We start from the raw sequence: 13,278 nt of genomic DNA, 5'->3' as shown, positions 1-13,278 counted from the left end.
AGATCATTTCGCGTGGGACTTCCATGGCATGAGCTTCTTGCCTGTGAAATCGACGATGAAGAACAGCACCAGGGCAATAGCGGCCAGCACGAAGAACGCAGCGAACATCGCGGCCAGATCGACCTGACTGTTGGCAAGCATGATGACGTAGCCGAGTCCCTTCGACCCGGCAATGAACTCTCCGACGACGGCACCGCCTACCGCCAGCGAGATGGAAATCTTGGCCCCGGAGAAGATAGATGGCAGGGCGTAGATGAATTCGATCTTGGTCAGTCGCTTCCACGTCGACGCCCTGTTGATACGGGCCAACTCCTTCAACTCGTGTGGAACCGTGCTGAGGCCGTCGAAGGTATTGATTACTAGTGGGAAGAAGGCAATTGCCATGGCAACGAACGCCTTCGACTCGAAACCGAAACCGAACCACACGATGAACAGCGGGGCGAGAGCAACTTTGGGGATCGTATCGATCGTGACCAGCGCTGGATACAGAAACGTTCGGATGGTCGGCGAGTAGTGGAGAAGCGCGCCACAGATGACGCCCAGGAGGGTTCCGCCGACGAAGCCGGCCAATGCTTCTCCAACCGTGACCCAGGCGTTGGTGGTGAAGTAGTCGAAGCGGTCGAACAGTTCGGCGAAGGCCGCAAGTGGGCCCACGAGAATGTACTCGGGTGGCCGAGTGATCACCACGGCCAACTCCCATAGGCCCAGTAGGCCGAGAATGCCCACGATGGCCTTGGTGCCGGTCAGAAGCGAGTCGCGACGTGGCCATTTCTTTCGTCTGACGGTGCCGTCGGGCATCGGTGGCTTTTCCGGCGGCTCGGTGGCGACGGGACTGGTCTGCATCTCAGATGCTGTCATGGCCATCCATCCTGTGGGGTATCGAAGTCTGTTGTCGGTCGGGCTCGGTAGGCAACGACCGAGCGGTCAAGTCTCGACGCGTTGGGTCGAACACCATTTCACTGTTTGGTGAACTTGCCGAACCGTACAACGTGATCGAGGACACGTCCAGGGGTCAAACGTGTCCAAAGTCGATAGACACATCGAACGCCAACGTTTGCGCCTCTCTCAGCTGGACCTATGCCGAAACTGAATTGCTCGATGCCAAGTGGGACGCGCGGCGGGAGGGCGAGGTGACCGTTGGAATCCAAACTGCATCGATGTGGGTCCAGCTGTGATTCACTGTGCGGTATAACAAGTGTTTTCGAGCATGAGGGGATTGGCCAGATGTCGACAGCGTCCGAAATCGGAAGCCGCCGAGGAGCCCGCGGCGGTGATGTGCGCGGCAACATTCTCACCGTGGCAACGGCTGAATTTGCAGCCAAGGGATTCACCGGTGCCAGGATGGATGACATCGCTCTGCGTACGAAGACGACGAAGAAGATGATCTATTACTACTTCGGAGACAAGCAAGGGTTGTACCGATCGGTGCTCGAAGGAGCGATTGTCAACATTCGCGCCGAGGAACAGCGGGTCCACGTCGATGAGCTCGAGCCGGTGGATGCACTGCGGCGGGTAGTCGAGTTGACCTTCGACTACCACGAGAAGAACCCGGATTTTGTTCGCTTGATGGCTAGCGAGAACACGCACAAGGCCGCGTATTTAGGGCAATCAGGGGAGCGAAGCGAGCTGGCAGGCCCCGCGCTGGAGCTTTTAGCCGGGATTCTGCAGCGCGGCCGTGATCTTAAAGTGTTCAAGGAAGGTATCGACGCTGTCGACCTTCACTTCACGATCACGAGCTTCAGTTTTTTTCGCATATCGAACCAGTACACATTCGAGTGGTTGTTTCAATTCGATCCCGTCGCACCTAAGAACAAGGAACGACTGCGAAAGATGTTGACCGACCTCGTCATCGGGTACACGGTGCGTAGTTGAAGGCAGGGGTACCCTCCTGGGCGGATCTCTTCACGCCCGACCGTTATCCGATCAACGCACGCACCGGCGTCGGCTCCCGGCCCAACAGGGCTGCGGTGACGGCACTCCCGGCCAGAAAGTCTCGGTCGTCGTAGAACTCGAACATTGCCCCGAGTCGATGTTGCTCATCGGCGGACATCGAGTCGCTGTGCAGCCTCATCCATTCGTCGACACTCGAGGACTTCGAGGCGACCACACGACCGGTGGCCACCTCGACCAGACGAACCACGTCTCGGACACTGAGCGCTTCCGGCCCACCGAGCTCGTACGTCGCCCCGTGGTGCAGCTCAGGTCCCTCGATGAGGACCCGAGCTGCCACCTCGGCCACATCGTCGAGGCTGATGAACGAGAACGTGGTGTCCAGGCTGTAGGGCACAGCAAGATCGGCAGCAGTCCCGTCCAGAACCGCCTCGAAGTTCTGTGCATAGGCGCAGGGCTGCAGGATGGTCCAGTGCAAGCCCCGCTCCGAACTGAAAGCACGTAGCGCTTCCTCGCAGCGTGCCTTGTCCATGTGGTGCGGCATCCGCGGGCTGTACGGCCAGGCCACGGAGTGATACACGACGTGGTCGACCCCTGCAGAAGCCGCCGCGTCCAGCGCCCGTACGAGGAGAGCCGGCTCGTTCGGATGCACATTGGGCGCAATGAAATACACCCCGCGGCACCCGGTGAAAGCCTCGACCAGTCCATTACCGGTCTCCAGGTCCACCGGAAAGTCCGGCGCAGAACGACTCAGCCTCCGTACCACCGCCACACCGTCGAGTGCAGCTGCGACGGCTCGTCCGGTCTTACCCGTGGCACCGACGATCGCGATGTCAGTGCCACGGGAAACGTCGAGAGTCATCAGGTGATCTCAGCGATCGATGAAGTCGTACTCGGCGAACTTCGCACCACCGGAAAGCTGCTCGTATCCCGGTCCGCGATCGAAGAACGGCTCATCGAGGCCGCGCGCATTGCGCATCTCTGCACGCAGCTTCTCCGATGCCTCGACGTCCGCGGTCGCCGTGCCCTCGGCGATCACGACGCCGTAATCCTTGGCTGCGAACTCGCGAGAGACTTTGCCCCACAGCACGTCCTGCTCCACCGATTCGATAGGACGTTCCAGGGGATCGCCCCAACCGCCGCCGCCCGTCGTGCGGATTCGGATGGTGTCGCCCGCCAGGATCGGCTCGGCATCGGTCAACGCGTCGAACTCACGCTCGTTGGCCTGACCCGGATTCAGCGTCACCGAGAACGATCCGCCGGCCTTACCGCCCTTGACTCCCCAGCACGCGAGGATCGAACGGTCGGCGATGGACATGAAGTGCGCATCCTTGAGCATCCGGATGTGCTTCTCGTAGCCGAGGCCGCCGCGGTAGCGGCCGGCACCGCCCGAATCCTTGGCCAGGCCCAGCTTTTCCACGATGAACGGGAAGCGGCTCTCGGTGAATTCGGTGGGCAGGTTCCGCGAATCGGGCACGACGTGAATGGTGTCCTCACCGTCCGCGTAGTGCCGACCACCGGAGCCGCCGCCGAGCACCTCACGCATGAGGTACGAGTTGCCGTCGAAGTCGTCGCCGTACACGCCCGTGTAGCGAATGGTTTCCTGATCGGCAGGCATGTTCCCGTCCACGGCCTTTGCCACGACACCGGCGAGCACACCGAGCAGGCGCAGGATGACGAACGTACGAGCGTTGGTCGGGGCCGGGAAGATCGGGGTGATGAGCGTGCCCTTCTCCGGGAACTTCATCTCGATCAGCGGGATGACGCCCTCGTTGACGTCGAGCTCGGCCATGCGCTCGGGGGAGTCCGCGAGGTTGCGGAGCACCGGCGCAAGCCATTTGGCCAGGAAGTTGCCGTCGGCATAATCACCGCAGTGGTTGATCGGGCCCTTGGCCTGTGGCCCGGTGCCGGTGAAGTCGAGGATGAGTCGCTCGCCGCGCTCGTCCTCAGGGCCGGTCTTGGTCAACGTGATGCGCTGAACGTGCAACATGGGCTCGTCGACGCCATCGTGCTCGGCGTAGTCCTCCCAGGTGTACTCGCCCTTGGGGATTTTGCTCAGGATCTCGCGGCGGTAGATCTCGGTGGTGGCATCCATCATCGAGTCGAAGCACGCCTCGACGGTATCGACGCCGTAGCGCTCGTACAGCTCCGTCATCCGCCGAGCACCCATCAGGCACGCGGAACATTCGGCGTCGAGATCGGCGGCCAACGCGTCGGGCATGCGGGAATTGCGCGTCATGATCGTCAACGCAGCCTGGTTGGGTACGCCCTGATCCCACAGCTTGATCGGCGGAACCATCAGGCCCTCTTCGTACACGGTGGTGGCACCGGACGGCATGGAGCCGGGGCAGCAGCCGCCGATGTCGTCGTGATGGCCGAACGCCTGCACGAAGGCAACGACCGACGGCTCGGTGTCGCCGGGCTTGGTCGCGAACACCGGCACCGTGACGCAGAGATCGGGCAGGTGCCCGATGCCACCCTCGGAGAGATAGACGTCGTTGTGGAAGTAGACGTCACCCGGCTTCATCGTCTCGAGCGGGAAGTCGCGAGCGACCGGATGCACCAGCGCGGAGTAGGAGCGGCCCGTCAGCTTGCGAAGGTTCCGGTCGTGGATTCCGGCGCGGAAGTCGTGGGCGTCACGAATCATCGGGGACCGCGACGTTCGCGAAATGGCCGTCTCCACCTCCATCTCGACGCTTGCGAGGTAGCCGGCCACGATCTCGACGAGAACGGGATCAGGCGCAGGCGCGTCGACCGGAGAGAGCCGGTAGGGCTTGTTGTTCACCATGTCGATGACGGTCATCAGTTCGCTCCGTTCGAGTCGAGAGTGCGGGTGATGCGGACGTTGCCGAACGTGTCGATGCGAGCGGAGAAGCCCGGATCGATCGGCACGGTGGAGCTGAATTCTTCGATGACGGCCGGGCCGGTGATCGTGTCACCGGCACCGAGATCGGCGCGGCTGTAGATCGCGGTTTCGTGCCAGCCGTCGAAGTAGGCCTGACGCGTTCCGGTGCGGGCACTCTCGGCTCCGCTGCCCTCGGCGATCTCGGACAGCACCGGGCGCTTGATGGGTCCGATGCCGCTGACGCGCAGGTTCACCCACTCGACGAACTGGCTCTGATCTCCGCGGAAGTCGTAGCCGTACAGCTCGCGGTGTGCTTCGTGAAACGCTTCGGCGGCCTGATCGATGGTGGCCTGAGTAATCTCGCCGTCGGCGATCGGCACCCGAACCTCGAAGGCCTGACCGAAGTAGCGCAGATCGGCCGAGCGTGCGTAGCGACGATCCTCGGCCGCAAAGCCCTCACCGGCGAGCGCCTCGTCGGCCCGAGAGGCCAGCACGGCCAGCTCCGATTCCAGATCCTCGACGCGCAGACGGTCGTGCCGGCTGACATGCGTCTGCACGTAGTCGTTGCGCACGTCGACGGTCAGCAAACCGAACGCCGACACGTTGCCCGGGTTGAGGGGTACCAGAACATCTTTCAGACCCAGGATGTCCACCAGGCGGCAGGCCAGCAGCGAGCCGGAGCCGCCGAACGTGACGAGCGTGAAGTCGCGAACGTCGAGACCACGCTTGACCGAGATCTGCCGCAGCGCATTGGCCTGGTTCCAGGCCGACACCTCGAGGATGCCGGTGCCACAGGCCTCGACTTCGAGCGAGAGCTGATGCGCGAGGTCTTCGATGCCCTTGCGCGCCAGGTCGGTATCGAGCGGGATCTCGCCGCCGAGCAGGTGAGGAGGAATGCGGCCGAGCAGAACGTGGGCATCGGTGATGGTGGGAGCGGACCCACCGTTGCCGTAACACATGGGGCCGGGATCGGCTCCGGCAGAATGCGGCCCGACGCGCAGCGTGCCCTCGGGCGTCATCCAGGCGATCGACCCGCCGCCTGCACCCACGGTGACGACGTCGATCATCGGGATCTTCGACGGGTAGTTGCCGACGCGCCCCTCGGTGGTCAGTGCCGGCTCGCCGCGGACCACGACGGTCACATCGGTGGAGGTGCCGCCGCCGTCGCACGTCAACACCTGCTCGACGCCGGCAGCGCTGGCCACCAGGGCCGCACCCAGAGCGCCGGCAGCTGGGCCGGAGAGCACGGTGGTGATGGGCTGATGCACAACCTCTTTGGCGGACAGGACGCCGCCATTCGACTTCATGACGTAGAACGGCACGTCGCGCGCGTCGCCGGATTCGGTGGCGAACTCCCGCAGCCGGTTGGCGATGTTGTTGACGTAGCTGCGAATGTTCGGCTTGACGGCCGCGTCGACCAATGTGGTGATGGCGCGCTCGAATTCGCGGTACTCGCGCAGCACCTCGGTGGAGATGGAGACCGTGGCCTCGGGGTATTCCTCGAGCAGGATGTCGCGGACACGCTGTTCGTGATCGGGGTTGGCGTAGGAGTGCACCAGGCACACACCCAGCGTTTTGACGCCCTCGGCCTTGAAGAATGCGGCTGCGGCGCGCACGTCGTCGTCGTTGAGGGGGCGAATCTCGTTGCCGTCGAACGAGAGCCGGCCACGAATGGTGCGGACGCGGTGCGCGGGCACGATGCGATCGGGCTTGACCCAGAAGTACGAGTTGCCGTAGCCGTCGGGAACCGACTGGCGCGCGATCTCGAGTACGTGCTCGTAACCCTCGGTGGTGATGAACCCCAGGTTCTCCACCTTGCCTTCGAGCAACTTGTTGGTGGCGACGGTGGTGCCGTGGCTGACGGCGCTGAGCGAATCGCCGGATACGCCGAGCTGGCGCAGTACCTTGTCGATGCCGGTCAGGAATCCCTCGGCCGGATCACTCGGCGTCGACGGAGTCTTGGTGGTCACCATGGCTCCCGACTCCTCGTCCACTGCCACGACGTCGGTGAATGTGCCACCGGTGTCGATACCGACCCGAATCTTTCGTGGTTCCACGCTTCCTCCTCGATATGGTTCGTAGGCCACGCGTCCGTTGATCGGATCGGCGGGTACCTGACGTGTACTCACATTCGACCCGTTCTGCGTCTCAGTATCTTTGGCACAAGGTGCCAAACTCCGGCCGAGCATTTGAGCTCCGCGCGCCCTGCACCGGCGTCGAATTGGCAGTACTTGCAACGACAAAGGCCGCTCACCCCCGATCGCTGGGGATGAGCGGCCTTATCGTGAGCCGTGACGGCGCGAAGCTACCGGTGACAGGACGAGCGAGTGAGCAGTCCGCCCAACACGACTCCGGCCAGTGCGAAGCCTGCGCCGGCTGCGGCGGCCAGTAGTGTGCCGCGGACGGACTGCGCGGCGACGGGTGCGCCGGCACTCACAGCGCGTCCGGCCGCGACAGGCAAGGCAGTGGGGGTGGTGCCGGAATCGCTGGCTGTTACCTCCGCGGGCGCAGCAGCGGCCTCCGGCACCCCGTTGGCGATGACGCCGTCGAGGCCGTTGAAGAACACTCCGGCCATCTTCTTTGCGACACCGGTGATCATGCGCTGACCGACCCCGCCGACCATGCCGCCGACCACGGCGTCGGCGTCGTAGCTGAGCATCGTGCCGCCGCCTTCGGTGGGCTCGAGCTTGATGGTGACGTCGGCGCGCACCGTGCCCGGTGCGCCGGCACCGGAGGCGGTCATGACGAACGACTCGGGCCGATTCTGTTGCGAGAGGACAACTTCACCGTCGTAGGTGCCCTTGATGGCTGCGACGCCTGCGGTGATCGAGAGCTTGTAGTGATCGTCGCTCAACTGCTCGAGCGACTGCACTCCGGGGATGGTCGCGGCCAGTACCCGGCCGTCCTGCATGCTGTCGTACACCTCGGCGGGAGGTGCGGCCAGCGTGGCGGTTCCTGCGATTCTCATGAAATCTCCTCGGTTGTCTGAGCGACCGCGTGGGTCAGCCGCAGCTCGTACAGGTCGGACGGTGAAATGGGCATCGAGGTGATCGAAAAGCCCTCGGCGTCTTCGACGGCAGCCGCGATGACGGCGCTGGTGGGGATGACACCGGCTTCGCCGGCACCCTTCATGCCCAACGGATTGAGCCCGGACGGGGTGACGGTGTGGTCCATCTCGATCGTCTCGGGAACTTCGGTGACGAACGGCATCAGGAAGTCCATGAACGAGGCGTTCAGGAGTTGCCCGTGCTCGTCGTAGGCAATCTTCTCGTACAACGCGCCGCCGATTCCCTGGGCGACGCCGCCGTGAATCTGGCCCTCGACGATCCGGGGGTTGATGACGTTGCCGCAGTCGTGCACCACCGCGTAGCGCTCGACGTGGATCTCGGCCGTCACCGGATCGGTCTCGACGATCGCCGCGTGGATGCCCGACGCGAACGTCGAGCGCGGGGGAGAGTAGTACCCGGTGGCTTCGAGGCCCGGCTGTTCGCCCTCCGGCACCGGCGGGATCGTCATGTCGGTGTCCATCTTCGCGAACCCGGTGGCCTGCCTCGACTCCTTGTCGAAGGCATAGCGCAGCGGATTGGACAGTACGGCAACGACACCGAGGGAGATGGACGTGTCCTCTGCTCCGGGTTCGGTGCCGATCTTGCAGACGTAGCCCCCGCGCAATTCGAGCTCGACGGGGTCGAGATCGAGGGCACGCCCGGCGATGACCTTCGCTTTCTCGGCGACCATCTGCGCGGCCACGTGGAACGCCGAACCGGACATCACCGCACCACGGGAGGCGAATGTGCCGACGGCATAACCGAATCGACGAGTATCGCCGGTGGTGATCTCGACGTCGGCGATGGAGACACCCAGGTCATCGGCGACGATCTGCGCGAACGTCGTCTGATGGCCCTGGCCCTGCGTCGTCAACCCCGTTGCGCCCTTGATCTTTCCCGAGTTCTCGATGAGCACGTGCGCGCCCTCGTACGGTCCCGGGCCGGTGCCCTCGACGTAGGCACCGACACCGATACCGACGGTGCGGCCCTGCGCGGCTGCCTGCTTCTTGTATTCGGGGAAGCCGTCCCAGTCGATCAGCGCCTTGAGCTTGTCGATGCCGGCCTGGTAATCGCCGGTGTCGTAGATCAACGGTCGACCGTCCTGGAACATCAAACCGAAGTCGTAGGGCATCTCCTCGGGCCTGATCAGGTTCTTCTCGCGGACCTCGAGGCGGTCCTTGCCGAGGTACTGGGCGATAGCGTCCATCGAGCGTTCCATCGCGAACACCCCCTGCGGGCGTCCTGCTCCTCGATACGGAATGACGATGACGGTGTTGGTGTACAGCGAATAACCGTTGCAGCGGAACGAGACCGGCTTGTAGGGCCCGAGTACCTGCGTCGCGGTGTTGATCAGCACGATGATGCCGTACGGCAGGTATGCGCCGTTGTCGTGCCAGACGGTGAAGTCGAACGCCAACAGCCGTCCCTCGTCGTCGAAACCCAGGGTGACCTCTTGGACCTGTGCACGTTCGTGCGCACTCGAGATGAAATGCTCGCGGCGGTCCTCGACCCACTTGACCTCGTTGGAGATGCCGGCGCGACCGAGCTGTCGGGCTGCCCACGTCACCATCACCTCCTCCGGCCACGGGTGCATGATCTTCACGCCGAAGCCGCCACCGACATCCGGGGCGATGCAGTGAATCTTGTTCATCGCCATGCCGAGTCGCGCCGCGACGGCCGCGCGCACCGACGTGGAGGTCTGCGTGGACGACCAGAAGGTCAGCGTCTCCTCGTCACTGTCCCAGCGCGCGTAGACGCCTTTACCCTCCATCGGCATCGCCGCCGAACGCTCGATGTTCAGGTCGAGGGTGATGCGGTGTGGTGCAGCGGCGAGTTCGGCGTCGATGTCTCCGAAACCGTGCTGCAGGTGCGCGGCCACGTTGTCCGGAACGTCGTCGTGTACTCGGCGAGCCGCGACGCGCGCGGTGTCGATGCCCACGACGGGGTCGAGGATGTCGTAGCGGACGTCGATGACCGCACAGGCATCCTCGGCCACGTAGCGGTTCGTTGCGATGACCATGACGATGGCCTCACCGACGTGATTGACCTCGTCCTTGGCGAGCGGGAAGCCGTTGCGTGGAGCCACGATTGCCGGATGGGGGATCAGCAGCGGCAGCCCTTCGGCCATCTCGGCCGAGTCCGCTTCGAGATCGTCGTAGGTGTACACCGCGTGCACGCCCGGCATGGCCAGCGCGTCGTCGATATCGATGGCGGTGATGCGTGCATGTGCGTGCGGGGAGCGCACGAAGGCAGCGATCAGCGCCCCGTGACCGAGGTCGTCGAGATACTTGCCCTTGCCGCTGAGCAGGCGCTCGTCCTCCGACCGCGACAGCGGCTGGCCGAACAGGGGAGCGGTGTTGGTGGGAGTGTGCGGCGGTGCGGTGCGCGTGGTGCTCATGCTCGGCCCATCCGTCCGCCGACGGGACTGGTGGATCCGCGTACCTTGCGGTCGAGTGCGGCACGACTCGACTCGTCGTCGGGACCGAGCGGGAACTCGCCCGCCCGCTCACGTTTGATCTCGGCGGCGCGGAGCACCGAGGCCTTGATGTTCTGATAGCCCGTACACCGACAGATGTTGCCGGCGATGGCCTCGGTGGCCTCCTCCTGCGTCGGCGAATCGTTCTCGTCGAGGAACGCGGCGATGGTCGTGACGAATCCCGGTGTGCAGAAACCACACTGCAGACCGTGGCAGTCCTTGAAGGCCTGCTGCACGGGATGCAGGGTGCCGTCCGGCTCGACGAGGCCTTCGACCGTGGTGACGGTCTGCCCCTCGAGGCTGGCGGCGAGCATCAGGCAGGCGCGGACCGGCTTGCCGTCCAGGAGCACCGTGCACGCGCCGCACACGCCGTGCTCGCATCCCACGTGGGTGCCGGTCTGGCGTAGGTCGTGGCGGATGGCGTCCGACGCGAGAGTGCGGGCCGGAACGACGATCGTCTGCTTGGTTGCGTTGAGCGTGAACGTCACCTGTACGTGTTGTTCACCGGTCTCCGCCAGCAGATCGTCCAACTGCTGTTCGATATCTGTTGTCTTCATCAGTGGTTCACTCCGGAATCGGCGTGCTGCGGGTGAGCGGACTTCGACGACGCGCCGTCGACTGCGGCGGCCATCACCACCCGTGCGGTCAGTGCGGCGACGAGTTGGGATCGGTACGCCGCGGTGGCATGAATATCGGACTCGGTCTCGACGCGTCGACGTGCGTCCTCGGACAACGCGTTCCACTTCGGATCACGCGCGTCGGATACCGCGGCCCCACCGATGACGTCGGTGTAGTCGACGACCTCGCCGAATTCTCCGGCGGACACGTACGTGACGTGCGCGGTGCGTACTGCGTTGTCGGCAACGGTGACGCGGGCCGCGACTCCGACGAGCGCGTAGTCACCGTGTCGGCGGGCAACCTCGTCGATGGCCGTGCCCTCGCCGGACTTGGCGGCGGGAACCGTTGCGGCGATCGCGATCTCATCGGTTTCGAGCGAGGACTCCAGCGGCCCGAGGAACAGATCTTCCGCCGCGATCTCTCGGCGGCCGCGGACGGACTGCACCGTGACCGAACCGTCGAGCAACCGGATGACCGCGGGCATCTCGGCCGACGGGTCGGCATGGACGATGGATCCAACGGTGGTCCCACGGTTCCGGATGGTCGCGTGGGCCACCAGCTGCAGTGCCCGTCCGAGCAACGGCTGCGTCCGGGCGGCAGCCCGGTTCGACGCGAGCGACGCGTGCGTGGCCAGAGCCGCGAACGTGACGCCCGAGTCGGTCGACCCGGTGATGTCGTCGAGACCGTCGATACCGGTGATGTCGATCAGGTTCCCGGGGGCGGCCAGGCGCATCGACAGCATCGGAATGAGGGACTGACCGCCGGCCAGCACCTTGCCGTCGACCTCGGCCAGGATGCGGCACGCCTCCTCGATCGACCGCGGCCGATGGTATTTCAATGGAGAAGGTTTCATATCCCGATCCTGCCTGCCTGTGCCTGGAAGTGTTTCGTCAAGAGGTGACAAACGTCACGCCCCAGTGTTGCAATCGCTCGTTACCGCAACGGCTTCAGGGTGTCGACCTCGCCGGCAACCCCGTCTCCGTCGCTACCGTCGGAACGTGCTGTGGTAGAGGAGGATCGATGTCGAGGCAACGCGTCGACCGGTGTCTTCATGTGGGCAGGTGCAATGCGAGCGCACAGGTGGTAGAGCCCTATGACGACGATCGTGCCGAGGGAGATACCGCTCAACGAGAACGAATCGCTGAATACGAGCGAGGTGTCGCCGATCGCGATGATCAGACCGGCGGCAACCGGCATCATGTTGAGCGGGTTGCCGAAGTCGACACCGTTCTCGCGCCAGATCTTGGCACCCAGCAGACCGATCATGCCGTAGAGGACGACGGTGATACCGCCGAGGACGCCGCCGGGAGTGGCCGAGATCAGCGCGCCGAACTTCGGCGAGAATCCGAGGATCATCGCGATGATTCCGGCCGCCGTGTATGCCGCCGTCGAATAGACCTTAGTCGCCGCCATGACGCCGATGTTCTCGGCGTAGGTCGTCGTCGGTGAACCACCGACCGAGCTGGCCATGACCGTCGCGATACCGTCGGCAGCGAGTGCCCGGCCCATCATCGGGTCGAGATCGTCACCGGTCATTTCCGCGACAGCCTTGACGTGCCCTGCATTTTCGGCGATCAGAGCGATGACACCGGGGAGGACGAGAACGATGAAGGCGAGGCTGAACGACGGTGCGTGAATGCCGACGATGCCGTTGGCCTCGTCGCTGAACGGCGGGAGCCCGAACCACTGCGACGCCTCGACACCCGACCAATTGACGCGGAAGTGCTCGGTGACCTCGCCGGCCGTGGCGTCGTAGGACGTGATGGGCCCGGATACGAGGTCGAGGATCCAGGACAGCGCGTACCCGAACACCAGCGACAGCAGAATCGCGATCCGTCCGAGGAACCCGCGTAACGCTACGCTCATGACGATGAGCACGAACATCACTGCGAGAGCGACCCATTGGTCCTGTGGCCAGTAGGTGCTGGCGACGACAGGCGCGAGATTGAAGCCGATCAACATGACCACCGCACCGGTGACGACAGGGGGCAGCACCCGCACCACGACGCCGCCGCCCATGAAGTGGATGGCGAGCCCGGCGAGAGCCAGGACGAGGCCCGATACGAGGATGGCACCGGTGACCTCGGCCGACGTTCCACCCTGCGCTCGGATGGCCGCGACACCGCCGACGAACACCGCGGACGTGCCGAGGTAGCTGGGGATGCGGCCCTTGACCATGAGTAGGAAGAAGATGGTGCAGAAGCCCGACATCAGAATGGCGAGTTGAGGATTGAGTCCCATGATGATGGGGAAGACGAATGTGGCCCCGAACATCGACACCACATGCTGGCCGCCGAGACTGATGGTGCGGCCCCAGTTCAACCGTTCGTTCGGCGCGACGACGTCACCCGGTCGAACATTCTTTCCGTCTCCGTGAATCTTCCAGATAGGCATGTCGAGCC

Annotated in this window: 10 protein-coding genes; 1 reads left to right on the top strand and 9 read right to left on the bottom strand. The window is 64.2% G+C overall.

The window, feature by feature from the left end; translation table 11 throughout:
* Window positions 1-3: 3 nt before the first annotated feature.
* Window positions 4-858 (bottom strand): ABC transporter permease, encoded by an 855-nt coding sequence (locus CH285_RS22465; RefSeq protein WP_255032359.1) that lies wholly within the window; start codon window positions 856-858, stop codon window positions 4-6.
* A 417-nt stretch (window positions 859-1,275) separates the two neighbouring features.
* On the opposite strand from CH285_RS22465, the gene CH285_RS22455 reads away from it, so the two are divergent.
* Window positions 1,276-1,872 (top strand): TetR family transcriptional regulator, encoded by a 597-nt coding sequence (locus CH285_RS22455; RefSeq protein WP_255032358.1) that lies wholly within the window; start codon window positions 1,276-1,278, stop codon window positions 1,870-1,872.
* Window positions 1,873-1,915: 43 nt separating this feature from the next.
* Here the strand turns inward: CH285_RS22455 and CH285_RS22450 are convergent, their stop codons facing one another.
* From CH285_RS22450 to CH285_RS22415, 8 genes are all read right to left on the bottom strand, one after another.
* Window positions 1,916-2,752 (bottom strand): SDR family oxidoreductase, encoded by an 837-nt coding sequence (locus tag CH285_RS22450; protein ID WP_094643673.1) that lies wholly within the window; start codon window positions 2,750-2,752, stop codon window positions 1,916-1,918.
* Window positions 2,753-2,761: 9 nt separating this feature from the next.
* On the bottom strand, window positions 2,762-4,693 hold the full coding sequence (locus CH285_RS22445; protein ID WP_032368968.1) for a hydantoinase B/oxoprolinase family protein: 1,932 nt from the start codon (window positions 4,691-4,693) through the stop codon (window positions 2,762-2,764).
* The gene (locus CH285_RS22440) at window positions 4,693-6,792 is read right to left on the bottom strand and encodes a hydantoinase/oxoprolinase family protein (RefSeq protein WP_027497755.1); all 2,100 of its coding nucleotides are present in this window, start codon (window positions 6,790-6,792) and stop codon (window positions 4,693-4,695) included. The genes CH285_RS22445 and CH285_RS22440 overlap by 1 nt, the downstream gene beginning before the upstream one ends.
* Before the next feature lie 248 nt (window positions 6,793-7,040).
* Window positions 7,041-7,703, bottom strand: a complete 663-nt coding sequence (locus CH285_RS22435; protein WP_063216770.1) for an SRPBCC family protein — start codon at window positions 7,701-7,703, stop codon at window positions 7,041-7,043.
* Window positions 7,700-10,180 carry an aerobic carbon-monoxide dehydrogenase large subunit gene (cutA, locus tag CH285_RS22430; protein ID WP_094643672.1) on the bottom strand — a complete coding sequence of 827 codons (2,481 nt, stop codon included), beginning with the start codon at window positions 10,178-10,180 and terminating at the stop codon, window positions 7,700-7,702. The genes CH285_RS22435 and cutA overlap by 4 nt, the downstream gene beginning before the upstream one ends.
* Window positions 10,177-10,815: a (2Fe-2S)-binding protein gene (locus CH285_RS22425; RefSeq protein WP_094643671.1), complete on the bottom strand. Its 639-nt coding sequence runs from the start codon at window positions 10,813-10,815 to the stop codon at window positions 10,177-10,179. The genes cutA and CH285_RS22425 overlap by 4 nt, the downstream gene beginning before the upstream one ends.
* Window positions 10,815-11,729, bottom strand: a complete 915-nt coding sequence (locus tag CH285_RS22420) for an FAD binding domain-containing protein (RefSeq protein WP_094643670.1) — start codon at window positions 11,727-11,729, stop codon at window positions 10,815-10,817. Before CH285_RS22420 ends, CH285_RS22425 begins: the two co-directional genes overlap by 1 nt.
* 80 nt (window positions 11,730-11,809) lie before the next feature.
* Window positions 11,810-13,270: a uracil-xanthine permease family protein gene (locus CH285_RS22415; protein ID WP_052061230.1), complete on the bottom strand. Its 1,461-nt coding sequence runs from the start codon at window positions 13,268-13,270 to the stop codon at window positions 11,810-11,812.
* Window positions 13,271-13,278 lie beyond the last annotated feature (8 nt).

The sequence above is a fragment of the Rhodococcus sp. 05-2256-B1 genome, assembly GCF_002258465.1.
Lineage (GTDB): Bacteria > Actinomycetota > Actinomycetes > Mycobacteriales > Mycobacteriaceae > Rhodococcoides > Rhodococcoides fascians.
Note: the sequence above shows the minus strand (reverse complement) of the source record. Positions and strands in the feature narration are given on the sequence as shown.